The organism is Cupriavidus sp. MPR-AND1C (assembly GCF_058809705.1).
Map to the genome: position 1 here is coordinate 96,082 of NZ_JBXASU010000005.1, position 24,169 is coordinate 120,250.

A 24,169-nucleotide genomic window follows, 5' to 3' on the forward strand; every position below is an offset into this window, starting at 1 on the left:
GTCGAGGCGACAGCGCGGGTGCCTCCGGTGTTCGCCGTGCGGCATAATCAGCATGCCCTGGAATGCCAATTATCCGTTGCCATGAACAAGAATCTCGTCCCCGACTTGAGTTCCCGCGAATTGCTTGCGGTCTGCGCCATTGCGGACGAGGGAAGTCTGCTTGCTGCTTCGATAGTGCTGGACCTGTCACAGCCAGCGTTGACGCGTACGCTGCAGCGTGTCGAGGCTGCGATCGGGGTAGAACTCTTCCGACGCACCACGCGCAAAGTGGAGATAACCCCCGCGGGGCTGGAGTTTGTCGCGCTGGCCAACCGTATCCTGGCGGATCTTCGGATCTCCTTCGAGGGGATGCGGGAAATCGCCGATGAGCAGCGCGGGCAGGTGATTATCTCTGCGGTAATGTCGGTGGCGTCTACGCACCTGCCAATCATCGTGGCGCGCTATCGGGAATCCAGACCACGTATTGAAATTCAAGTGCGAGAAGGCGTCCATGGCACCGTTCTTGACACGGTCCGGAGCGGCGTGGCGGATCTCGGTTTGACGTATGTGGACGATGTTCCTGCCGAATTTTCTGCTATCGCGCTCGGACGAGAAGCCTTTCATGTCGTCATGCCAGCCAGTCACCCCCTTGCCGGTAGGAAGACACTCACTTTGGTCGAAGTTGCCAACCACGCCATGGTTTCCCTGCCCAAAGAGGCTCAGACGCGGCGAATGTTGGATGGAGCGGCCGCGGCCGCGGGTCTGAACCTGCAGCACGCGGTGACAGTGACCCAATTTGCCACCTTAATGCAGTTTGTTCACGCTGGAGTCGGTCTCGCAATCGTTCCGGGAGGGGCCATCCCCGCTGCACTTGGCCCGGGCTTAGTGCTCAAGCCCCTGGCTCAACCGGCGCTCACGCGTAGTATTGGGGTGATCGTCTTGAAGGATCGCAGCCTTACGCCGAGTGCCGAAGGGTTTCTCGCGCAAGTCAAGGAACATTGGCTGGCCCGCCCGCGGGGCCGTCGGGCCGTCTGATTTATGCAATTTCCGCAATCATAAGTAGAAATAGATTGAACTTGTAAAGTATTAAGGGTTGCCTCTATCCTTGCTCTCAAGGCACAACGTTTTGGGAGACAGGATGCAATCGCGACACATTGCGCAAGGCCAGGCGCGTACGGCGCCCGCGCTATCGCTCCGGGTCCCTGCCTCCCTCCTTCGGCGAGGCGTGGCTGTGAGCTAGATCCCACGCAGTCAAGCCACGCTTTCGAAATCCCCTCATTGCTTCTTCGCGGGCAATGACGGCAAGGCCTGTGGTCCAGGCCAACCACTTCGTACTTAACCTGCCCTGGTGCGATCAACAGGTCGCACCCCACCACCTATGACCAGACAGCGTCTCAGCGGCCGCGCCGCATTCTTGAAGCTCTTGCAGGATGAAGGTGTCACGCACGTGTTCGGTAATCCCGGGACTACGGAACTGGCGCTCATGGAAGCCATGCCCGAGGCGACGGACCTTCAGTATGTCCTGGGGCTGCAGGAGTCCGTCGTTTTGTCCATGGCGGATGGCTTCGCCAGGGCCACCGGTCGCTTGACTGCAGTGAATTTGCATTGCACACCTGGCCTTGGCCACGCCATGGGCGCACTGTACAACGCCAAGTTTTCAGGCTCCCCAATGATCGTTACGGCCGGCCAATATGAGCTTGGCTACGGACTGCTTGAGCCGATGCTTTATGAGCCGCTGGTACCGATCGCTGAGCCGTTGGTCAAATGGGCCTATGAAATCCAACGGGTTGAGGATTTGCCCCGGGTCGTTCGGCGCGCCGCCAAGATCGCCATGACCCCGCCCTTCGGCCCCGTCTTCCTCAGCTTGCCGGGTAGCATCCTGGACGACGTCGCTGAGTTGGATCTGGGTTTCAGCACGCGGGTCGACGCATTGGGCGGTCCGTCAAGACGTGCGCGAGAGGCGCTTATCGCAGCGATCCTCGGCAGCAAGGCGCCGATCATCATTGCCGGCAGAGAGCTCGCGGAGCAAGACGCCTTCGCAGAGGCTCAGGCCTTCGCGGAACTGATCGGCGCGCCGGTCTATCATGAACCCATTCCCTACAACACCCGCTTTCCTTCCACGCACGCGGCCTTCATGGGAGACCTGTCACGCAATCAAGCGAAAGTGCGAGAGCTGCTCGGCAGGCATGACTTGTTGATCGTCCTTGGCGGCGATCTGTTGAGGATGTCGGCGTTTAGTCAAACAGATCCGATGCCGGACGCGCTTAAGGTACTCCACATTTCAGAGCGGGAGTGGGAGCTTGGCAAGAACTACCCGACACATCTCGCGGTACGGGGCGGTGTCAAGGAGACGTTGACCGAACTCCTGCCGCAAATCACCTCGGCGCAAGACCGAGATGGTAAGGAAGAGGCCCGTGCGCGTCTGGGCCGGTTGCGTGATGCGAACTGGACAATTCGGAGAGAAGAACTGCGAGCCCAAGCAGCCAATGTGCAAGCTGCAATGCCAATTGACCCGCGTGTTCTGGCAATGACGCTTGCGGATGCTGTTCCTGCTGATGCCATTGTGATTGAGGAAGCCCCGACGACTGCTCCACTGTTGTCCGGCTTCCTGAAGGTCACGCAGCCTCGTGACTTTTTCGGCCTCGCCAGCGGCGGACTGGGCTTTGCAATGGGCGGAGCTGTCGGCGCCGCCCTCGGCCGGCGGGATGCACCTGTTGTCGCATTGGTGGGAGACGGAAGCGCGATGTACGCCATCCAGGCGCTGTGGACTGCCGCGCACGAGAATCTTCCGATTACCTATGTCATCGTGAATAACAAGTCCTATCGAATTATCAAAGAGCGTCTGGTCGCAATGCGGAACTGCGACGACTTCCTTGGTATGGACTTAGTCAATCCATCACTGGATTTCGTGGAAATGGCCCGCGGGATGGGTGTCACCGCCGAACGCGTTATTGACCCTTCGCTGCTTGCGAGTTCCCTGCGCGCCGCCATCGAGTCTCGGCAGCCAAGGCTGGTGGAGGTCATCGTTGATGCTGGCACGCAAGCCGTCGGCCAGGGCTGAAGGTGTCGCGTACAACTGAAGAGATAAGGGAGAGACAAGGTATGGGTGCGTCGACCACAAAGCTGAAGAGACCCGAACTGCTGCGTTCACGGTGCCTGGTGGGCGGGGAATGGGTGGTGGGTGGAGAATGGATCGATGTCCGGAATCCGTTCGATGGAGATGTCATTGCAAGGGTTCCACGGTTAGGGGCACAGGAAGCGGATCAGGCCATCGCATGCGGTACAGCGGCGGCGAGGCGTTGGGCAAAGAGCACTGCTGGGGAGCGCGCATCGGTCCTGCGCCGGTGGTTCGATCTCGTTCAGGAGAATCTGGAAGACCTTGCCATCCTGTTGACTCTGGAGCAGGGCAAGCCGCTGCACGAGGCGAGAGCCGAAATCTCTTACGCCGCTTCCTATATCGAGTGGTTCTCGGAAGAGGCGCGCCGCGGCTACGGCGATATCATTCCTTCGAATGACCCTCACACTCGTCAGTTGGTGATTCGACAGCCCGTAGGTTTATGTGCGGCGATCACGCCATGGAACTTCCCCTCCGGGATGGTGACCCGGAAGGTGGCGCCCGCTCTGGCCGCCGGATGCGCCATCATCGTCAAGCCTGCAGAGCAGACACCGCTTTCTGCACTTGCGTTGGCCTATCTTGCCGGTGAGGCCGGTCTGCCTGCCGGCATCCTCCAGGTCATCACGGGCTCCTCCCGCGAGATTGGCGCGGTGCTGACCTCAAGTCACGAAGTTCGCAAGCTGACATTCACTGGTTCCACGGAGGTTGGACGCGTGCTGGCCGCGCAATGCGCCCCGAGTCTCAAGAAAATGTCGCTCGAGCTCGGTGGCAATGCCCCCTTTATCGTGTTCGAGGATGCTGATCTGGAAAAGGCGCTACAGGGCCTGATGCAGTCGAAGTTTCGCAATGCAGGCCAGACATGCGTGTGCACCAATCGCATTCTCGTCCATGAGTCGATTCACGACGAGTTCGCTGAGCGCCTCGCGTCCGAAGTCAGGAAAGTGCGAGTCGGGGACGGCATGACAACAGGCGTCGACCAGGGCCCGCTCATTGATAGCAACGCTCACGAGCGTATGCGACTCCTCGTCGACGATGCAATTGCCACCGGAGCGAAATTGCTTTGCGGTGGATCGCCGGATCCCATCGGTCGATTGTGCTTTGCGCCAACCGTGCTTAGCCGCGTAAGCCCCGGCGCTCGCGTCGCGACGGACGAAATATTTGGACCCCTGGCTGCGTTGTACCCGTTCAAGGACGAAGACGAAGCTATCGAGATCGCAAACAGCACGGAGTATGGGCTGGCGGGATATGTCTTCACCCGATCACTGGGTCGCGCCTGGCGTGTGAGCGAGGCACTCGAATGCGGCATGGTGGGGATCAATGCGGGGCTGATCTCATCCGCAACTGTCCCCTTCGGCGGTATCAAACAGTCGGGGTACGGTAGGGAAGGATCCAAGTATGGTCTGGAGGACTACACCGAGCTCAAGTACCTGTGTATGGCAGGTCTGGAGAGCGAGGTGTAACAGCACAAGCCTGGCGGTAGGCGATCGAGGTTGGAGATGGCGTTGGATACATTGCGCCGCCACGTTGGTCAATTCTTTGACCCGTTCGGCGAGTTGCGGCAGGCGAAGTCATTCCATGCGCTGCGTGTTGGGCTGGCAGTGCTCGCCTCGATTGGGCTGACGACGGGATTGCATCTGCCCCATGGTGACTGGGCGACGATTACCGTGCTGGTGGTTATCGGCGGATTCCAACACCACGGAAATATCCGCACGCGAGGGATCGAGCGCGCAAAGGGAACCGTTCTTGGCGCGTTCATCGGTTTGCTCCTTGTCACGCAGCAGCACTATCTCTCAACCCCGGTAGTTACATACCTCTTGCTAGCAGCGACATGCGGCTACTGCGCATACCACGCTATCGGTACGGGTGGTTACGTAGCGCTTCTCGCCGGTGTCACTATCGTGATTGCAGCAGGACATGGCACCAACGATATTGCGGAGGGCATGTGGCGGACCGTCAACGTTTTGATCGGTACGCTGATCGCGCTCCTGCTTTCGCTTGCATTGCCCTCTTATGCAATACATGCGTGGAGGATCCGACTTGCGCGGTTCTTGCGCCAGGGCGCCCATTTGATCGCCGCAGCAGAGGATGGCGGGGATGAAGTGGCCGATCTAGAGCGATCTATCGCCCAGCTAAACGGTGTGCTCATTCAGCTCCGCGCGCTCATCGCCTCGGCAGCAAAGGAAAGTTCGATATGTATTAGCGCCTTCGAGGACGTGCAGCACAGTCTGCGGATGTGTGTGTGCCTTCTTGAAGTCGTTGTCGCCCTCGGATGTAAGGGATCTGGGACCGATCGATGCAATCCATCCGCTTTGCCATCGGCTGCAGGTGCCGCGCTTCGCATGCAGTTCGAACATTTGGCCAATGATCTGGATCGCCAGCGGCCATCGGTGACCGATGGGGCTGTTCCAGAAGAAGTCTCGACTCCCGGCAACGCTTCGGCGGTCATCTTCGTTCAGCTAGCCGGCGAGCTAGTCGCCCTTCGAAGTCGACTGCGTCCAATTCTCTGGCAACGGTAGTCCTCTGTTCCGGGCGCTCTGCTTTTTCGACTTGGGGTGCGCGCGTCAGGCGGACCTGCAGCATAGCCAACATCTGACCATCCCGTTTTTCAGTTCCGTCCAAGCCCCACGAAGGTTGCCATGAGATTGCCGAGTTTAACTGCGCTACAGATGCTGGAGAGTGCTGCCAGATTCGAGAGTTTTACCCGTGCCGCGGAGGAGCTCAAGGTGACGGAGAGCGCTGTTTCCAGGCAAATCCAGGGATTGGAAGACCGGCTAGGTGTTTCGCTGTTCCAACGGATTAGCAAGCGTGTCGTTCTCACGCCCGACGGCGACCGCTACGTGCGCGAGATCCGAAGCGAGTTAAAGGCGATTGAGCGGGCGACCAAGGACATTGCCTCGCGCGCGGGGGGAATGGAAGTCATCGAGCTTGCGGTCGTGCCGACTTTCGCGACGCAATGGTTGATCCCCCGGTTACCCCTGTTCCGAAAATGTCACCCGCGCATTATCGTGAACATGCACTCCCGACCGGAGACTTTCCACTTTCTGGACTCTCCCTTCGATGCCGCGATCTACTTCGGTGAGATGCCATGGGCAGGCCACGACTCGATACGTTTGCTTTCGGAAGGGCCTTCCGTCCCGGCATGCAGCCCAGCTTTCCAGCTTGAAGCCGAAATCCGCGATCGTGATGAGCTGCTAAGGAAGCCGCTGCTGCATCTGGCTAGCCGTCCGGACGCTTGGCCTGACTGGTTTAGCCCTGCCGATGAGGCGCTGCGGCGGAAAGCGAGCATTGGGCCCAGGTACGAGCTATTTTCAATGGTTACTCGAGCTGCAATTGGGGGGCTTGGCGTTGCTGTGGTGCCGGAGATGATGATTCATGACGAAATTGAGCGGGGATTGCTGATGGCACTGCCATTACGTTCTGCGGCGCTAAATGCCAGCGGTGGGTCATATTTTCTCGCACATCGCCAGCGACTGGAGGGAAAGGTGGAGCTGTTCATCGATTGGTTGCAGCAGCAATGCACGGCCTGAACGTTGCCGACGCCGACGTGAAAAGGCTGCTAGTTCCGATTCCTCATCGATGAGCAAAAAAGACTCACTTGCGACCAAGCTCCGCTCGCTAGAAACTAACGCCGACCCCATAAGCTGCCACCGTACGTAGAGTTATGTTCGGTACCGGCTGGAACGTATTACCGCCATCGCCAATTGCCCCCCTTATGTCAGCGATGGTGACCACACTTGAGCATGCCGATAAGCCCGTTCACTGGTGCCGTCGGTCAGAATTAGAAAGTTGAGCCGGCCAGCACTTCAGTGCCCGGCGGCAGGAGTAGACGATTCAAGCCCTTGTGACATGGGCACCCGAGGATGACACGGTCCGCAGCGCTTCGCAGATCAGCGAATTGACACCATTGGTCGAGACGGCGCTTCGGGTCTGACTTCGTTTCCATTCTAGCTCTCAACATTCTGCCAGCGCCTGCGGGACGCCGGGCTGCGAATCCGGACGGCTTGCAATTGCTGTGAGACCACCGCGGTGTGCGGGACGAAAGCTTTGAGGGCATGGAGATGGGTTGAGGTGGGACCGGGCTTTGCTCCCGTGGGCAAACGCCGCTCGTTAATGTTGAAAACGAAAGCCGATAACACGATTCGGATGACTTCAAAGGAGGAAGGAATGAAGAACACGTCGCGTTTGCTGACTGTTGGACTGTCGCTATGGATGGTCGCCACCGTCGGGGAAGTTGGTGCAGCAGAGCCCGTGGCCGGGTCCACGCTTGCGAAGATCAAGGCGGCAAATTCGATCGCCTTGGGTCATCGAACCACCTCGATTCCGTTCTCGTATTACGACAGCACGCAGAATGTTGTCGGGTATTCGCATGATGTATGTACAGAGGTGGTTGAGCAGGTGAAAAAGCGCTTGGCGCTTCCCGGGTTGCAAGTCCGGATGATTCCCGTCACGTCGCAGAACCGGATCTCTCTTGTCCAGAACGGGATTGTTGATCTGGAATGCGGAATCACGACCAACACCAAGGCACGGCAACAACAGGTCGCTTTCTCCAACACCATCTTCGTTGCCGGATCTCGCCTGCTTGTCAAGAAGAACAGTGGTATCAAGGATTTCGGCGATCTTGGCGGAAAGACCGTCGTGACGAATGCTGGTACTACGTCCGAGCGCATTCTTCGGAAGATGAATGACGACGGTGGGGCAAATATCAGGCTCTACAGTTCCAAGGACTATGGTGAATCGTTCTTGATTCTGCAATCTGGCCGTGCGGCGGCATTCATGCTCGACGACGTGGTGCTCTACGGAACGCGATCGTCAGCCACGAATCCCGAGGAATGGGCCGTAGTAGGGACACCGCAGTCGGTCGAGCCGTATGCACTGATGATGCGCAAGGATGATCCGGAGTTCAAAGCCTTGGTGGACAGTACGCTCGCTGCGATGATGCGGTCCGGAAAAATGGCGGCGATCTACGAAAAGTGGTTTCAAAAGCCGGTCCCGCCAAAGGGCGCAAACTTCAATCTGCCCATGAGCGAGGCTGTTAAGAAGGCCTTTGCAAGTCCGAACGACGTAGCGGTCGACTAGTGCAGCGATCGTGACGATCGACCTGAGGAATCAATGGGTGTAGCAGTGAGGAGATTGGATTGTCTTACGACTGGCATTGGAATGTCCTGTTTGAAAATGCAGGAGCGCATGAAACGTATCTCGATTGGATTCTGGACGGGTTCGCATACACCCTGGCGCTGGGGCTCAGCGCCTGGGTTATCGCACTGGTCGTTGGTACTCTGTTCGGCATATTGCGGACCACGCCGAATCGGGTGCTGGCCGGGATTGCCGCCACATACGTTGAGGTCTTCAGGAATGTTCCGATGATTGTCCAGTTGTTTATCTGGTACTTCGTGATTCCCGAGCTGATTCCCGGAGGCGACCGACTCAAGCAACTTCCTCCGATGCAGCAACAGTTCATCGCTGCGACGCTTTGCATTGCTTCATACATGGGCGCTCGGATCTGCGAGCAAGTGCGAGCTGGGATCGGATCGCTGCCGCGGGGGCAGCGTGCCGCCGGTCTGGCGCTAGGCTTTTCGCTTGGGCAGGTCTATCGATACGTCTTGGTACCGAATGCGCTTCGGGTGATTATTCCGCCGCTTACTTCTGAATTCATGAGTACCTTCAAGAATTCTGCGGTAGCGTCGACGATCGGTCTGTTGGAGCTTGCCGCACAAGGTCGACAACTCGTTGACTACACTGCCCGTCCTTATGAGTCGTTTATCACGGTTACGGTGATGTACGGCCTCATCAACCTGACGGTGATGGCGTTCATGCACTGGGTGGAAATCCGAGCCCGCGTGCCGGGCCTCATTGCCAGCAAGTGAGGGAGCCGACAGATGGCATACGATTTCGATTTCAGCTCTATTAACTCCGCCACCCTGAGCGTGCTGGGCGAAGGCATGGTGGTGTCGCTCAAGATCACTGTGACGGCGGTCGTTGTGGGTATCGTCTGGGGCACGATCCTGGCAATGATGCGACTGTCGCCCAACAGGCCGCTGAACTGGTTTGCCCGGGGCTACGTGACGGTCTTCCGGTCGATTCCGCTGGTGATGGTGTTGTTGTGGTTCTTTCTTATCATCCCGCAGTTTCTGCAGAAGATGTTCAGCCTGAACTCCGCATCGGACCTGCGCATGACGTCCGCGCTGATCGCGTTCTCGCTGTTTGAGGCCGCGTATTACTCCGAAATCATCCGCGCGGGCATCCAGAGCGTGTCACGTGGGCAGATGTTCGCCGCGCAGGCGGTGGGCATGACCTATGGGCAGACCATGCGCTTGGTGATCCTGCCCCAGGCGTTCCGCAACATGGTGCCGTTGCTGCTGACGCAGGGCATCATCCTGTTCCAGGACACGTCGCTGGTCTACGTGAGCGCGCTGGCTGACTTCTTTGGCCAGGCCTATGGCGTTGGCGAGCGCGACGGCCGCATCGTGGAAATGCTGCTGTTCGCCGGTCTTGTGTATTTCATCATTTGTTTCTCCGCTTCGATGCTGGTCAAGCGTTATCAGAAAAGGGTGGCCGTATGATCGAGATTAGTAACGTTTCCAAGTGGTACGGTTCCTTCCAGGTGCTGACGGACTGCACGACCAAAGTCGCGAAGGGTGAAGTGGTGGTGGTGTGTGGCCCGTCGGGGTCGGGCAAGTCGACGTTGATCAAGACCGTAAACGCGCTGGAACCGTTCCAGAAGGGCGACATCCTCGTGGACGGCACGTCGGTGGGCAATGCGAAGACCAACCTGCCCAAGCTGCGCTCGCGCGTGGGCATGGTGTTCCAGAACTTCGAGCTGTTCCCGCACCTGTCGATCACCGAGAACCTGACCATCGCGCAGATGAAGGTGCTCGGCCGTTCCAAGGGCGAGGCCACGGCCAAGGGCCTGAAGTACCTGGAGCGCGTGGGGCTCAAGAGCCAGGCGGCCAAGTACCCGGGCCAACTTTCCGGCGGTCAGCAGCAGCGCGTGGCGATTGCCCGCGCGTTGTCGATGGACCCGATCTGCATGCTGTTCGACGAGCCGACCTCGGCACTTGACCCGGAAATGGTCAACGAGGTGCTGGACGTGATGGTGCAACTCGCGCAGGAAGGCATGACAATGATGTGCGTGACCCACGAAATGGGCTTCGCACGCAAAGTGGCCAATCGCGTGATCTTCATGGACGCCGGCAAGATCGTCGAGGACTGCGCGAAAGATGAGTTCTTCGGCAACATCGGAGCGCGTTCGGACCGCGCCAGACTGTTTCTTTCCAAGATTCTGCAGCACTAATCTGGCTGCTATCCCCCAAATCATTCCATGGAGTACGCGGTGAAGACGATTGGTATTGTGGGCGGTGTCGCCTGGCCCAGCACCATCATTTACTATCAGGCCATCAATGAGGGAATCGCTAAACGACTCGGTGGCAATGGACTACATTGCGCGAAGTTAGTTCTGGCGCAAACCGACTTTGAAGCGGTCGAACGACACCAACGCGACGACCGTTGGGATCTCGTGGGCGAGCTTCTTGCCGAACAAGGTAACAAGCTGAAGGCAGCCGGCGCGGATTTCTTTTTGCTTGCGTGTAACACGGTGCATACGGCACACGCGCAGGTACAAGCGGCGGTTGATCTCCCGTTTCTGCATATCGTCGATCCGGCTGCCCGTAAGGCGATCGAGTTCGGTTCCAGAAGGGTGGGGCTGTTAGGCAGTCGGTACACGATGCGCGGCACCTACTTCGTTGATCGCCTTAAGGAGAAGCACGGCCTGGACGTCTTGGTTGCGCAAGGCGAGCACGAATCGAATGTGAACACCGCGCTCTACACGGAGTTGGCGAAGGGAGTGTTTTTGGAATCGACCAGAATGAAGTTCAAGGCAGCTATCGAGGATTTGGTCTCCCGCGGTGCGGAAACCGTAATCCTTGGCTGCACAGAGTTTGGCATGCTGGTGAAGCCCGAGGACAGTCCCGTGCCGTTGATCGACACGTCCATCACGCATGCCGAAGCCGCGGTAGAGTTGGCGTTGGCGCCGGGATCAGCGTCGGGTGTGTGTCTCTGAGACCCAGCTTAAGGCAACCCAGGGATACCTTCGGAGAGACAGATGAGTGCAGAGCGACGCGTACAGGACCTGAAGCTGGTACTGCCACCAGTTCCGGCTCCCGTTGGCAACTTCATTCCGTGGAGAAGATATGGCGATCTTCTCTATTTATCTGGCCAAGGTCCGCGAAGGTCGGATGGATCCGTCGGCGTGGGCAAGGTTGGCTTCGACTGCACGGTCGAGCAGGCCACTGCAGATGCGCGGCTTGTCGGGCTGCAGATCCTTGCTACGATCAAGGCGGCGCTTGGCTCGCTGGATCGCGTTGAGTGCGTGGTGAAGCTCTTGGGGATGGTCAACGCGGTGCCCGAGTTTGGGGAGCATCCCAAAGTCATCAATGGCTGCTCGGATTTGCTGATTGACGTCTTCGGCGAGAACGGTCGCCACGCGCGTTCTGCTGTGGGGATGGGCTCGCTTCCTCACGGTATGACGGTAGAAGTCGAGGCGATTGTCGCGATTTCTCCGGAGCAATAACGCGGAGATGACGGGTCGTGGCGGAGGTTGCATGGGCTGGGGCGCAAGAAGTTAGCGTCCGCTTCATTGCACAGTGAAGGCATGGATGCGCGATGACTCATATTCTTCCTTCGCCAGGTCGGCGCAATACGTGTTTCGTGGCAATCCGCCTGAATGGCTTGGCGGCCGACCGCATCGAGGTCGACGGACGGGCAGAATGTCTATTCCTGCATGGGGCGGGGGTCGAAGGCAAGCGGCCGTGGTCACCATTGCGTGAAGCACTGGCGGATATGGGGACCGGTTCGATCGCTATCGATTATTCAGGGCATGGTGACAGTCCGGAAGCGATGCCAAGGTCGCTAGCCAGGCGATATGTTGAAGCAAAAGCCGCGCTATCTTTGTTTCGAGGCGACGAACCGAAGGTCATTGTCGGCATCAGTATGAGCGGCGAAGTTGCCATTCGACTTGCCGGTGACCCGGACAATGGCGTGGCTGGGTTGGTCACCCTTGTCGGTGCCGTCTATGCTCCTGAGGCGTTTCATGTACCGTTTGGCCCTGAATTCACGCGAATTCTGCGACAGCCAGGAAGCTGGAAGCGCTCCGAGGCTTTCTCCATCATGCGGCGAATCCGCGGTCACGTGACCATCATTCAGGCCGAAAGCGATCGTGTGGTCCCGCAGGAAATTGGTGAACGGCTTCTTCGTTGCGCTGTCCGGGCAGGGTCTGCCGAGCTTATCGAGCTCCCCGATGTTGATCACGCCTTGACGGCGGCATTTGATGCGAACCCAGCACTGGTTCAGTCAGTGGCTGGGCTGATCCAGGCGTCAATCGGGCGCGCGAAGCGGTTGCGTCCGGCGTGCACTGATGCCTGAGCTTGTTGCACCCAGATGATTTCCTGTGGCGCGCGGTCCCGATCTTGGCCAGATGATCTTGACCGGCTCGGAGTGCGGCCGGGATTACCGAAAGAGCAAGCGTATGGAAGTGTGGATGCAACCGTCTGTGGAAGATTGGTCCGTCGCTCACAGTCGCCCACGGAAGGGCGCGCAACGCGAACCAGGGCGCACCGACGAGGCCTTTGACTCAATTGACGGGGAAGATTTGTACGGCGCCGCCCGAGCCCTTATGGAACGGCATCCCAAACACGCATCCCAATGTGCCTGTCGATCAAACGCGGCGCAGTGCTTTGCGACAACGATGAGCAATGTGCCGCGACGCACCGTTGCTCGGTGTCTCGAGAATCCCACGTCCGCTGATCTCTTGCACTATATCCGCGCAATGGTGAAGCGCTTGCGCGGCGCAGTGACCCAGCCTCTCGAAGGTGGGGACCAAGGGATGGAACGGGTGCTCGGCGTACTCTTGCGCAATGCCATGGACTGTGCGTCGGCCCTGGATATTGTGGTTACGCTTGGCTGTGCCGCCGAACTATCGCTCTATCCAGAGGATGCAATCCTTGAACAGTGCACGACAACAGTCCGGGCGGCCGGAAAGGCAACGTTGGTGGGCGCAGTGTGGGCAGTACGCCATCGCTGTGCAAGAGCGGGGATGCGCCGACGGCGCTTCGTCACGGAATCCTGACAGGGAACTGGAATGCGCCTTTCCAGTCATCGGTAGTTTCGTCGCCATGATCTGAAGTGGCTCGAGATTGATGGCGCCCCTTGCGTGCGTGTGGGTTCGTGCCATGCACATGCAGACGTAGCTAGTGCGTCGGACCTTTGTCGTCGGCGCATGGTTATTCCATTTGGTCATCGAAGCCCGCAAATCTCTCGTTTGCGTGAACGACGGCGTGGACCGACACTTGTCATTCCAGAGACTGCCGCTATCCACCACAATCATGTCCCCGGCTTTTATACGCACAAGCGCCATCCGCACGCTGTTCTCGAACGCAATGTCGGAAATGTATCGGCAAGAGGTGCCCCATTACGGCACGCTCGTTGAACTGGTCGCCGAGATCAATGAGAGGGCGCTTAGTAGCGCGTCGAATGGCGTACGCGCTGGAGAGGAGCGGCCACTGCGCCTGGAAGTAGAAAGGCATGGGGCAATCCGGGTCGGGACGTCGGAAGAGCTCTCAACCATTCGACGGCTGTTCGTGGTGATGGGTATGCAGCCTGTCGGCTATTACGATCTTTCCGTCGCGGGAGTTCCTGTCCATTCCACGGCCTTCCGTCCACTGGAGTTCGAAGCGCTCGAGGAGAATCCTTTTCGAGTCTTCACGTCGCTACTCCGCATGGATCTCATCGGCGACAGCGCTCTTCGTGAAGCTGCCGAAACGGTTCTCAGCAATCGATCGATCTTCACACCGAAGTGCATTGACCTGATCTCACGTAGCGAAGCCAATGGCGGCCTGACGCAGGCGGAGGCCGAGGAGTTCGTCGCTCAGGCCTTGGAGACCTTTCGGTGGCATGGGCGGGCAACCGTCAGCGCTGAGCTCTACGCCGCTCTACGCGCCGCGCATCCGCTCATTGCAGATATCGTCTGCTTTCCCGGGCCCCACATCAACCACCTCACACCTCGAACGCTAGATATCGATGCAGCGCAGGAGATGATGCTGAGAAGAGGCATCCAGGCCAAGGCCGTCATTGAAGGGCCGCCCCGTCGCGCGTGCCCCATTCTCTTGCGACAGACGAGCTTCCTCGCACTGCGGGAGACCGTCAGCTTTCAAGGCACAGAAACGAGCGACGGTGCGTCGGGGACGCACACTGCCAGATTCGGCGAGATCGAGCAGCGCGGCGTTGCGCTGACCGTCAAGGGGCGCAGGCTCTATGACTCCGTTCTCGGGTCGGTGAGGGCGGCAATCGTTCCCGCCGGCGATGGTTCTAATGCTCAAGCGTATATCGAGGCGCTGGAACACGCATTCGCTGCATTTCCTGACAGCTATGATGAGTTGCGGCGACAAGGGCTTGCCTTCTTCCGATACGTTGTCGGCAACGGCCATACTCCGGACGGCGACCTAAGCATTGACCGTTTGGTAGAAGCTGGGGCGCTGCAAGCCATCCCGATCACGTATGAGGACTTCCTTCCCGTGAGTGCCGCAGGAATATTCCAATCCAATCTCGGGGAGGGTGAGCATGAGCATCTTTCTGCCTCTCCGAACCGGCCCGCGTTCGAACAGGCCCTGGGTGCGAACGTTCAAGATGAGCTGTCGCTCTATGCTCAGTGTGAGATGTCGTCGCTGGCTAAAGCGCTTCGCGCTCTCGGCATGGATACAGAGATCTTGGCTGGCCACTGAGTCTGGTTAAGGTGCGTCGCTCCGGCATCCAAACTGGGTGCCGGAGCACACCTTCCAGTCCACGACGCGAGCTGATGGTTTTTCTACTTAGCCGTTGGCATGGCGAATTCCCCGCCGTAAGCGTGCATGTCGCCGAAGAGACTTCGTTTCCAGCCGCCCAATCCATGCCAGGCCATGGGAACGGGAATGGGAACGTTGATGCCAACCATGCCGACCTGAATATGCCGTGCAAACTCCCTGGCGGTGTGACCTTCGCGCGTGTAGCAGGCCACCCCGTTGCCGTACTCATGGGCATTGATCAGTTGCACGGCCTCGGCAAGGGCGGCGGCACGTCTAACCGTAGCGAGGCGGAGATAACGGTTACGACGAAAGCGCTGTCTGGTGCGGTTTCTCAGAAAATGTCCAGCGCCTACTGCGATAGGAGGGGTGACGCGACGATACACCGGACCAGAGGGGTAATTACGGGGGAGGAGGTTGTCGGTATACTCTGGCGCAATCCCGGTTACCCTGACACGTGCAATGGCGCAGCGATTTGAAGGCTCCCTTCCAGAGCGGTTTCATCTGTCTGGCAGTATTGGCGGCAATGCGATCCAGCAACTGCGGATCGACACGATACAGGGTGGCCTGGATGTTGAAGCGGAGACCGACGCACGGGGGCGCGTTGTGGCATTCGACGTCGTGGTGCCTGGCGGGGAGCGCATCCGTGTGCTGCCCAGCGGTGTCGACCCGGAAGAGACCGACACGCCCGTGCTGGTGACCCCGAAAGCGGGCTTTCCTCGTGACGGAGCGGGATGGGATCTGGCGTCGCGCCGCGGCGTGCGCTGGCTGTCGCCGCTGCCACAGCCGGCCGACGTCGTGGACGCTGAGGCCGCACGACAACGTTGCGACGCTGTGCTGTTGAGCTGGCGGGACCAGTTTGCCTTCCGCGAGGAAGAGGTGCTGGCGGATGGCGCTGTGTCGCCTGGCCTGCGCGGGCCCCAGATAGGCGCGCTGCACGCGGTGCTCGCGCACTGGAAGGTGTCCGACGCCCCGGCCATCGTGGTCATGCCAACCGGTACCGGCAAGACGGAAACTATGCTGGCGCTGCTCGTCGCGCGGCGGATTCCGCGCCTGCTCGTCGTGGTGCCCTCTGATGCGCTGCGCGGGCAGATTGGGCGCAAGTTCCTGACACTTGGCTGGTTGAAGGCGTTCGGCGTGGTCGGCGAGGCGGCGCATCTGCCCGTCGTTGGCACGCTTACGGAGATGCCCCGCTCCCGGGTAGACGCCGACCGCATCCTGATGCAGTGCAATGTCGTGGTCACGACGATGCCGATCGCGAACGGGATGAGTCTGCGCGACGATGCATTGGCAAAATGGGCGTCGCATGTGTTCATCGACGAGGCCCATCACGTTGCGGCGCGCACCTGGGATGCCTTCAAGTCTCGCATGGCTGCCGCCCTTATCCTGCAGTTCACCGCGACACCCTTCCGTCAGGACGGCAAGCTTGTGGACGGCAAGATCATTTTTAACTATCCCCTCCGTCGGGCGCAGGCAGAGGGCTACTTTCGTGCCGTGACATTCCGGCCGGTCATGGAATTCGATCCGCGGCGTGCCGACGAGGCGATTTGCGCGGCAGCCATCGAGGTGCTGGATCGGGACCGCGCCGCCGGCCATGATCACCTAATAATGGCGCGTGCCGCCTCAATTCCGGGGGCGGAGCGGCTGCATGCGATCTACCAGCAGATGGCGCCCGAGCACCGCCCCGTGCTGTTGCACAGCCGGCAGGGGGCCGGCGCCCGACAGGAGGGTCTCGTCGCCTTGCACTCCCGTGCCTCAAGAATCGTCGTGTGCGTCGACATGCTCGGCGAAGGCTTCGATCTGCCGGCCCTCAAGATCGCGGCTTTGCACGACATGCACAAGAGCCTGGCGATCACGCTGCAGTTTACCGGCCGTTTCACGCGTTCGGCGCATGGCATTGGCGAAGCCACCGTTATTGCAAACATTGCCGACGCCAACGTGGAGCAGAAGCTGCAGGACCTCTACGCTGAGGATGCGGACTGGAACGAACTGCTGCGCAAGCTCAGCGAAGGGGCGACCCAACGCGAAGTCCGTCGCTCGGATTTCGTCGACGGGTTCCGGGAAGCGAATCCCGCCATCTCGCTGCAGAACATTTTCCCCAAGATGAGTGCCGTGGTCTTCAAGACCGACTGCGCGGCGTGGCAGCCCGAGGCGATTGTGAGGAAATTCCCCGCTGGCCGGCTGTATGCCGGTCCGTACATCAATCGCGAGGAGCGTACCTTAATCGTCGTGGCGCGCGAGCAACTCCCGGTGCCATGGGGCGACATTCGCGATCTCAAAGAAACGTTCTGGCATCTGTACCTGCTGCACTGGGACGCCGACAGCGGCCTGCTGTTCATCAACAGTTCAGACAACAGCTCCGTGCACGAGGATCTGGCGGCGGTGGTGGCCGGCGACACGGCACGGCTGATCCGCGGCGAGACGATCTTCCGGTCGATGCATGGTCTGAACCGCTTCGTGATCATGAGTCTGGGCTTGCGGCATCTGCTGAACCGCAACATCCAGTTCTCCATGCACAACGGTGCCGACGTGGGCCAGGCCCTCGCCACGGCCATGCGGGAGAACAAGGCCAAATCGAATCTGTTTGGTAAGGGCTTTGAACATGGCGAGCCGATCACGTTTGGTTGTTCTCAGAAGGGGCGGGTGTGGTCGCACCGGATAGCCTACGACCTATCCGACTGGGTCGACTGGTGCCATGGCGTCGGCGCCAAACTCAATGATGCGACTATTGCGACCGAGGATGTGTTCCGCAACGTCGTGATCCCGAGGGAGGTCGCCGGGCGTCCGGAGACGGTCGCCATCGCGGTGGAATGGCATCCCGAGCTGCTCGCACGACCGCACGAGCGGGTATTGATCCAGATGGGGCAGCAGGAGGTGTCCCTCTATGACGTCAGTCTGGTGATCCCCTCCCACGAATTGTCCGGATCAGTGCAGTTTGCCGTGGTGGTCGACGAGATCGGTGTGACGGCCGAGTACGAGGTCCGGATCGCCGACGGACGTGCGGCGTTTGTCCGGCTGTCGGGTCCGGAGACGGGCATCTCGGTGCGGCGCGGGGTTTTTCGCCCCCTGGTAGAGTGGTTCGCCGAAAACCCGCCGACCGTCTATTTTGCCGATGGCACGCTGATGGTGGGCAACGAGCTGTTCCCGCTGCCGGATGCGCACCGGCGCGTGCCGTTCCCGCCGGAGCGTATCCTGGTATGGGACTGGGCGGGGACCAACATCCGCATGGAGTCGCAACGTGAGGAACGCCGCCCCGCATCGATCCAGCGAAAGGTGATACTGGCCCTGCTCGCGGAGCCTGCCGCAACCCGTTTCGACGTGGTATTCGACGATGACGGATCAGGCGAAATTGCCGATGTGGTGGCGCTGCGAGTGACCGGGCACACGCTCCTCGTGCGCCTCTATCACTGCAAGTTCTCGAGCGAGGACGCGGCCGGGGCACGTGTCAAGGATCTCTACGAGGTGTGCGGCCAAGCGCAGCGCAGCGTGAGCTGGAAGGGCATGGCCGCGAGAATGCTGGATCGGATGCGCCGGCGCGAAGTCGAGCGCAACCAGCAGGGCGGTACCCGCCTGGATCAGGGCACACTGGCGACGCTGCACGACATCGCGCGCCGGCTCAACACGTTGTCGGTTGACCTGGAAATTTATGCCGTGCAGCCCGGAGTTTCTAAGCAGGCGGTGAGCCAGTCACAGTTAGACCTACTGAGCGTGACGGAGAACTATCTGCGGGAGACCTACGACGCGCCATTCTGGCTCATCGCCCATCCGTAATGGCTTAAGCCGCAGCGGTTGGAAGTTTGCCGGGCCCATCGGGACGGACGCCAGATGCGGTGTGGCGCGGTAGGCAGCAGGCTCAGCTCGCGTACTGGGTCTGTCGTTGCGCTACGAAATGTATTCGGCACCACCTTCGAAGAGCGTGCGACCTAGCCGATCATGTGGAGCGGCCGGCAAGCGACCTCCGCCAGCGGTGGGCCGGCCGGCTCTTCCCGATCCTTTCCGTCTTTCGCGCATCCCTCTCCGAATGACTGAAGCCAGGCCCGGTTCCTCCCTTCTGGATTTCGCGCTGGCATGATTCGGTTGGCCTCGCTGGTCGGCTCCGTCGCGAGCGCGCGAGTGAGCGTCTTGGCATTCAGCTTCTACGAATCGCAATCCCGTTGCTCGATGCCGCTACAAGCGCGATTTCCGGCTCACGGCTGAGCTGGCAATATGCGCTCGATCTTCATCGGGGAGGGGCCATGAAGAATCGAGCATCCTGCTCGATCGCCGGCGCCACTCGCTCATCGATATAAGCCAGCCACGCACTTGTCTTGGCATCCATGAAGTGCCGCGACGGCATCAGCGAAAAAACGCCAATGTCAGGAGAGCGCCACGGTGCGAGCACTTGCACTAAGCGGCCATTGCGCACAGCGTCTATGACGCTGAACAGCGGCAATAATGCGATCCCAACGTTGGCTTCGGCAAGGTCCCGAAGGACATCTGGCGTGTCGGCCACGCATGGACCCTTGGGGACGAGTTCGTGGCTGCGATTGCCAGGGCCTATAAGCCTCCAAATGGGACTGACGGACGGATTGGCGGCCTGTAGACAGGCATGGCTTCTGAGGTCTTCCGGTGCTTGCGGTGTCCCGTACGTTCCGAGATAAGAGGGAGACGCGCATAGCACTGAAAACGTCGTTCCCAAACGCCGTGATACCAACCCCGAGTCTTGTAGCGACTCGGCCAAGTAGATGCCGACATCCGTGCCGCGTGCCAGCAGGTTCGGCTCATACTGGGACGTACTGTATTCGACCCGGATCCCCGGTTGCCGCCGAAAGAACTCTGGTAGGGCCGGCACCACGTAGCGCTGACCGAAGTTGGTCATGCACTGCAAGCGAAGCGTGCCTGTAGGGGTATATGCCGCCCCGGCAGCCTGGGCCTCGGCTTCAGCGACCAAATCGAGAATTTCCCGGCATCGCTCAAGATAGGCTGCGCCGGTATCTGTCAGGGCACGTTGGCGTGTCGTCCGATGCAGCAGTTTGGCACCAAGACGCTTCTCCAACTCGCTGACGAGGCGCGATACCTGCGCAGTCGTCAGCTCGAGTTGCTCGGCTGCCTTCGAGAAGCTGCCGGCGTCCATTACGCAGACGAAGGCACGCATCGCGTGGAGTACGCTCAGATTGTTACTCATTTCGTAAATAACCTTCCTCTCAGTGCGTATTGTTTGCAAGTTCGCGCCAAAAGACAATGGCCTCGGAGTGGTTACCTCGGACGAACTGTCCGGGGTGACCGGCTGAAGGAGCGACAAGCGCGCTCCGCTTGCTTGCCAATCGAGAAAATGGCGTAAATAGCACAGACTAAGTCAGTTTGGACACTATGCGTCAACGACGGCATGTTGGTTAATCAGGAGTCGGCAGCCCTCACGCCGAGCCAATTACTACGAGGAGATATCCCCATGAACTTGTCGTTGCGCGCGGCAGATCTCTACGACGCAATCTTCGGCTTGATTCATCGCTGCAGTTGCCAGGACCAGGGAGGCCAAAATGTCTGAAGTCACTCCACCTCTGGGAGCGCCACTGCGCCCGGCACGGCTCGAAGATCGCTATCAACTGGAACGCGGCCCCGCCTACATCAGTGGCACGCAGGCTTTGGTTCGGCTGCTCTTCAATCAGAGCGCGCGTGACCGTGCGAATGGTTTGAACACTGGGGGCTTTGTCAGCGGATATCGTGGATCGCCACTGTCCGGGCTGGATCAGGTGCTCTTTGGCGTCAAGAAGCTTCTGAAAGAGAAGCAGATCGAGTTTATCCCCGGCATCAATGAAGACCTGGCGGCAACCGCGTGCTGGGGCACGCAGCAGTTGATGCAGCGCCCCGAAGAGGCAGCGGTCGATGGTGTGTTCGCCATGTGGTACGGCAAGGGACCCGGCGTAGACAGGAGTGCGGATGCGCTCAAGCATGCCAATGCTGCAGGAACCTCCCCGCATGGCGGAGCGCTCGTGCTGGCTGCCGACGACCACACTGCCAAGTCGTCCTCTTTTGCGCACCAGAGCGAGCAACTGCTGGTCGCCTCCTTCATTCCTATCCTGTACCCGAGCAACGTGCAGGAATATCTCGATTACGGAATCCACGGCTGGGCCATGAGCCGGGCGTCCGGCTTGTGGGTCGGTATGAAGTGCGTTGGCGATATCGTCGAGACAACTTCAGTCGCCGACGTGGATCCGTTTCGGGTCGATTGTCGTCCCCCTGAAGACTTCAAGGCGTCTGAAGACGTTCACATCCGCTGGCCAGACGTGTGGGCGGAACAAGAGCCGCGCCTCGTGCGCTCAAAGCTGCCACTGGCGCTGTCCTACTGTCGCGCCAACAGCTTGAACCGCATCGTGTTGAAGAGTGCGGGCTCGCGAATTGGCATCATCGCAGCAGGCAAACCATACAACGACGTGCGCGAAGCTCTCGCGCTGCTGGGCCTTAGCGAGGACGAACTTGCGGCGAAGGGAATTGCCCTTCTGAAACTTGGCATGGTCTGGCCGTTGGAGCCCCACATCGTCAGGGAGTTCGCACAGAATCTTGACGAGATTATCGTCGTTGAGGAGAAGCGGGCCCTGATCGAGCAACAGGTCAAGGACATCCTTTATCCGTTGGCTGCGAGTGGGGACAAAGCACCCCGAGTGGTTGGAAAGGCGGGCAGTGGACTTCAATGTTCGGAGTTTGAGATTCCTGCCGATCAGCGGCTACTCCGTGGTGACGCCGAACTTGGCCCTGCCGAGATTGCCTCGGCGATTCTTGCGCGCCTGCACGCCAATAGAATCGGCTTGTGCCAAGCCACGCCATCAAGGGATGGCAACAGTAAGCTGGCTCCGCCGGTGGCGCGCCGGCCATACTTCTGCTCTGGTTGCCCTCACAACAGCTCGACCAAGGTACCCGAAGGCTCCCGGGCGACGGCCGGTATTGGCTGCCACTACATGGCCAACTGGATGAATCGCAGTACCGAGAGCTACACGCACATGGGCGGCGAAGGTGTGCCCTGGGTCGGGCAAAGCCGCTTTTCGAAGCGGTCGCATATGTTCGCGAACATGGGCGATGGCACGTTCTTCCACTCAGGATCGCTCGCGATTCGCCAGGCCGTAGCGGCCAAGGCGCCCATGACGTTCAAGATTCTGTTCAACGATGCTGTAGCGCTCACCGGCGGGCAGTCGCACGACGGTCCGCTCACTGCGCCTATGCTCACGCAACTGCTTCACGCCGAGGGTGTCGAGCGCATTGTGGTCGTCAGCGACGACGTGGCCAAATACCGAGGGCATCAGGCGGCATTTGCGCCGGGCACGACCTTCCATCATCGGCGTGATCTTGATGCTGTTCAGCGGGAACTGCGTGAAGTGCCGGGTGTTACGGCGCTGGTATATGACCAGACCTGTGCCGCTGAAAAGCGCCGCCGTCGCAAACGCAACAAGTATCCGGATCCGGCCGTCCGCTACGTGATCAATCCCGAAGTGTGCGAGGGATGTGGCGACTGTACTGTAAAGAGCAACTGTGTCTCGGTTGAACCCCTGGAGACACCCTTGGGCCGCAAGCGCCAGATCAACCAATCTGCCTGTAACAAGGACTACTCCTGCGCGGACGGCTTCTGCCCGAGCTTTGTGGCTGTGGAAGGAGGGGCACTACGGAAGAAGCCGGTTGGGTCGCGTCCGGAGAGCGACCCGGCGGCCTGGCCCGATCCGCCATATCCTCAATTGCCGAATCTCCATGCCGCATATGCCATTCTCGTCAACGGTGTGGGTGGCACCGGAGTACTGACCATCGGCAACATTCTGGGAATGGCTGCCCATTTGCAAGGCTTGCACTGCTCGGTAATGGACATGGCGGGGCTAGCGCAAAAGGGCGGAGCGGTGTGGAGCCATGTCCGGATCGGCAATTCGGCGGAGGAAATCCATTCGCCAAAAATTCCGGAACAAGCGGCGGATGCACTAATTGGCGGCGATCTGGTGGTGAGCGCGCATCCCGACTCCATCAGCAGGCTAAAGGCAATGTCCCGCGCCGTCGTGAACGCGAACGTCTCGCCCACAGCGGACTTTCAGCAGAATCGCGATTTCGCCATGCCGGAGAAGGCGCTCTGGGAGAGCGTCGAGAAGTCATGCGAGGAGAAGAGCCTGGCGAAAGTGCCTGCTCAGGACCTGGCGGTGCGTTACTGCGGGGACGGAGTCTATGCGAACATGATCATGCTGGGTGCTGCGTGGCAGGCCGGTCACGTGCCGCTGTCTCTCGATGCTCTGCGCCGGGCCATCGAGCTGAACGGACAATCGGTGGACGCCAACATGCGAGCGTTCAAGATTGGCCGGCAGTATGTGGCTTCACCAGGTCGGCTGGATGATCGATCGACCGCCGTGGTGCAATGGATGCCACGTACGGATCGGGAGAGCATTCAGCAGTTGCTGGAAGACCGTCGTGCCCGGCTGGTGGCCTATCAGAATGCGGGCTATGCAAATGAATACGAAAAGTTCCTGCAGATGGTGCGGTCGTTCGATGGCCAGACGCCGAGCGGCTACGATCGGGTAGTCGCGAAGAACCTGTACAAACTGATGGCATACAAGGACGAGTATGAGGTCGCGCGACTCCATTCGTCTTCGGATCTGCGCAAGCTGATCGAGAGTCAGTTTGATGGCGAGTACAAGGTCAGGTTCTCGCTGGCGCCCCCGCTACTTGCTCGGCGTGGTTCTGATGGACTCCCACGCAAGAAGCTGTACGGAGGCTGGATGCACCAAGGGTTTCGCGTGCTAGCAGGCCTGAAGTTCTTGAGGGGAACGATTGCCGATCCGTTTGGATACACGCATGAACGTCGTGTGGAACGTGCCTTGATCGAAGAGTACAGGGCTGGGATTCGAGCGACACTGCCCTTTGTGGCAACCCAGCCGGAGAAGTGCATGGAGCTCGCGCGTATTCCGGAGCAGATCCGCGGCTTTGGGCATGTAAAGGCTGCGGCTATCGAGGACGCGCGTTTGCGTCAACGGTCATTGCTTCGGGAAATCACTGGCAAAGACCATTCCCGCATCGGTTATTCGGAGCCATCTGCCTAGCGTACCAATTGACGGGCGCTCCCCGTTGGGGAACAGCGTATCCAAGCTCCTCCGACCTGACGGGCGGGGTTCTCCTTCATGTCAGGCGCCATCGACAGATGGTGCCCGACTTATTGCAGCGTCTGTGGCAACGAGGTGCCCGTTTCCTAACCGCAAAGCGCGAGTACAGAATGACCATCGCCAAAATGCTTGCGCGTCCGGCGTGG

The 24,169-nt window shown here is 59.7% G+C and carries 16 protein-coding genes and 1 pseudogene; 15 read left to right on the forward strand and 2 right to left on the reverse strand.

Annotation, left to right across the window (positions count from 1 at the left end):
- Positions 1 to 18 precede the first annotated feature (18 nt).
- From AC1RWI_RS05030 to hglS, 13 genes are all read left to right on the forward strand, one after another.
- The gene (locus AC1RWI_RS05030; protein WP_492864903.1) at positions 19 to 1,014 is read left to right on the forward strand and encodes a LysR family transcriptional regulator; all 996 of its coding nucleotides are present in this window, start codon (positions 19 to 21) and stop codon (positions 1,012 to 1,014) included.
- Between the two features lie 343 nt (positions 1,015 to 1,357).
- Positions 1,358 to 3,040 (forward strand): thiamine pyrophosphate-binding protein, encoded by a 1,683-nt coding sequence (locus tag AC1RWI_RS05035; RefSeq protein WP_492864905.1) that lies wholly within the window; start codon positions 1,358 to 1,360, stop codon positions 3,038 to 3,040.
- Positions 3,041 to 3,081: 41 nt separating this feature from the next.
- Complete coding sequence (locus tag AC1RWI_RS05040) at positions 3,082 to 4,554, forward strand: NAD-dependent succinate-semialdehyde dehydrogenase (RefSeq protein ID WP_492864907.1); 1,473 nt, start codon at positions 3,082 to 3,084, stop codon at positions 4,552 to 4,554.
- Positions 4,555 to 4,596: 42 nt separating this feature from the next.
- Positions 4,597 to 5,610 carry an FUSC family protein gene (locus AC1RWI_RS05045; RefSeq protein WP_492864909.1) on the forward strand — a complete coding sequence of 338 codons (1,014 nt, stop codon included), beginning with the start codon at positions 4,597 to 4,599 and terminating at the stop codon, positions 5,608 to 5,610.
- A gap of 120 nt (positions 5,611 to 5,730) precedes the next feature.
- Positions 5,731 to 6,621, forward strand: a complete 891-nt coding sequence (locus AC1RWI_RS05050) for a LysR substrate-binding domain-containing protein (protein ID WP_492864911.1) — start codon at positions 5,731 to 5,733, stop codon at positions 6,619 to 6,621.
- A gap of 637 nt (positions 6,622 to 7,258) precedes the next feature.
- A complete protein-coding gene (locus AC1RWI_RS05055) occupies positions 7,259 to 8,170 on the forward strand; it encodes a transporter substrate-binding domain-containing protein (RefSeq protein WP_492864913.1) in 912 nt (303 codons plus the stop codon).
- A gap of 59 nt (positions 8,171 to 8,229) precedes the next feature.
- Positions 8,230 to 8,958 (forward strand): amino acid ABC transporter permease, encoded by a 729-nt coding sequence (locus tag AC1RWI_RS05060; RefSeq protein ID WP_492864915.1) that lies wholly within the window; start codon positions 8,230 to 8,232, stop codon positions 8,956 to 8,958.
- A 12-nt stretch (positions 8,959 to 8,970) separates the two neighbouring features.
- Positions 8,971 to 9,654, forward strand: coding sequence for a glutamate/aspartate ABC transporter permease GltK (gene gltK, locus AC1RWI_RS05065; RefSeq protein WP_492864917.1), 684 nt, complete (start codon positions 8,971 to 8,973; stop codon positions 9,652 to 9,654).
- On the forward strand, positions 9,651 to 10,385 hold the full coding sequence (locus AC1RWI_RS05070) for an amino acid ABC transporter ATP-binding protein (protein ID WP_492864919.1): 735 nt from the start codon (positions 9,651 to 9,653) through the stop codon (positions 10,383 to 10,385). The genes gltK and AC1RWI_RS05070 overlap by 4 nt, the downstream gene beginning before the upstream one ends.
- A 39-nt stretch (positions 10,386 to 10,424) precedes the next feature.
- The gene (locus tag AC1RWI_RS05075) at positions 10,425 to 11,150 is read left to right on the forward strand and encodes an aspartate/glutamate racemase family protein (RefSeq protein ID WP_492864921.1); all 726 of its coding nucleotides are present in this window, start codon (positions 10,425 to 10,427) and stop codon (positions 11,148 to 11,150) included.
- 42 nt (positions 11,151 to 11,192) lie between these two features.
- Positions 11,193 to 11,660 (forward strand): RidA family protein, encoded by a 468-nt coding sequence (locus tag AC1RWI_RS05080; RefSeq protein ID WP_492864923.1) that lies wholly within the window; start codon positions 11,193 to 11,195, stop codon positions 11,658 to 11,660.
- Positions 11,661 to 11,752: 92 nt separating this feature from the next.
- Positions 11,753 to 12,511, forward strand: coding sequence for an alpha/beta hydrolase family protein (locus tag AC1RWI_RS05085; RefSeq protein WP_492864925.1), 759 nt, complete (start codon positions 11,753 to 11,755; stop codon positions 12,509 to 12,511).
- A gap of 959 nt (positions 12,512 to 13,470) precedes the next feature.
- A complete protein-coding gene (gene hglS / locus AC1RWI_RS05090) occupies positions 13,471 to 14,865 on the forward strand; it encodes a 2-oxoadipate dioxygenase/decarboxylase HglS (protein WP_492865021.1) in 1,395 nt (464 codons plus the stop codon).
- A gap of 83 nt (positions 14,866 to 14,948) precedes the next feature.
- Here the strand turns inward: hglS and AC1RWI_RS05095 are convergent.
- A pseudogene (locus AC1RWI_RS05095) lies at positions 14,949 to 15,197 on the reverse strand (aldehyde dehydrogenase family protein); the annotation flags it as partial.
- Between the two features lie 187 nt (positions 15,198 to 15,384).
- Here AC1RWI_RS05095 and AC1RWI_RS05100 point away from each other — a divergent pair.
- Entirely contained in the window at positions 15,385 to 18,693 is a 3,309-nt protein-coding gene (locus AC1RWI_RS05100; RefSeq protein WP_492864927.1) for a DEAD/DEAH box helicase, read from the forward strand.
- A 448-nt stretch (positions 18,694 to 19,141) separates the two neighbouring features.
- On the opposite strand, the gene AC1RWI_RS05105 is transcribed toward AC1RWI_RS05100, so the two are convergent.
- Positions 19,142 to 20,086, reverse strand: coding sequence for a LysR family transcriptional regulator (locus AC1RWI_RS05105; protein WP_492864929.1), 945 nt, complete (start codon positions 20,084 to 20,086; stop codon positions 19,142 to 19,144).
- A 352-nt stretch (positions 20,087 to 20,438) separates the two neighbouring features.
- On the opposite strand from AC1RWI_RS05105, the gene AC1RWI_RS05110 reads away from it, so the two are divergent.
- A complete protein-coding gene (locus AC1RWI_RS05110) occupies positions 20,439 to 23,963 on the forward strand; it encodes an indolepyruvate ferredoxin oxidoreductase family protein (protein ID WP_492864931.1) in 3,525 nt (1,174 codons plus the stop codon).
- Positions 23,964 to 24,169: the final 206 nt, after the last annotated feature.

Coding starts and splice junctions, on each gene's coding strand:
- AC1RWI_RS05035 (WP_492864905.1), top strand. CDS start 1,358: ATGACCAGACAGCGTCTCAGCGGCCGCGCCGCATTCTTGAAGCTCTTG.
- AC1RWI_RS05040 (WP_492864907.1), top strand. CDS start 3,082: ATGGGTGCGTCGACCACAAAGCTGAAGAGACCCGAACTGCTGCGTTCA.
- AC1RWI_RS05050 (WP_492864911.1), top strand. CDS start 5,731: ATGAGATTGCCGAGTTTAACTGCGCTACAGATGCTGGAGAGTGCTGCC.
- AC1RWI_RS05055 (WP_492864913.1), top strand. CDS start 7,259: ATGAAGAACACGTCGCGTTTGCTGACTGTTGGACTGTCGCTATGGATG.
- gltK (WP_492864917.1), top strand. CDS start 8,971: ATGGCATACGATTTCGATTTCAGCTCTATTAACTCCGCCACCCTGAGC.
- AC1RWI_RS05070 (WP_492864919.1), top strand. CDS start 9,651: ATGATCGAGATTAGTAACGTTTCCAAGTGGTACGGTTCCTTCCAGGTG.
- AC1RWI_RS05080 (WP_492864923.1), top strand. CDS start 11,193: ATGAGTGCAGAGCGACGCGTACAGGACCTGAAGCTGGTACTGCCACCA.
- AC1RWI_RS05085 (WP_492864925.1), top strand. CDS start 11,753: ATGACTCATATTCTTCCTTCGCCAGGTCGGCGCAATACGTGTTTCGTG.
- hglS (WP_492865021.1), top strand. CDS start 13,471: ATGTCCCCGGCTTTTATACGCACAAGCGCCATCCGCACGCTGTTCTCG.
- AC1RWI_RS05100 (WP_492864927.1), top strand. CDS start 15,385: ATGGCGCAGCGATTTGAAGGCTCCCTTCCAGAGCGGTTTCATCTGTCT.
- AC1RWI_RS05105 (WP_492864929.1), bottom strand. CDS start 20,086: ATGAGTAACAATCTGAGCGTACTCCACGCGATGCGTGCCTTCGTCTGC.
- AC1RWI_RS05110 (WP_492864931.1), top strand. CDS start 20,439: ATGTCTGAAGTCACTCCACCTCTGGGAGCGCCACTGCGCCCGGCACGG.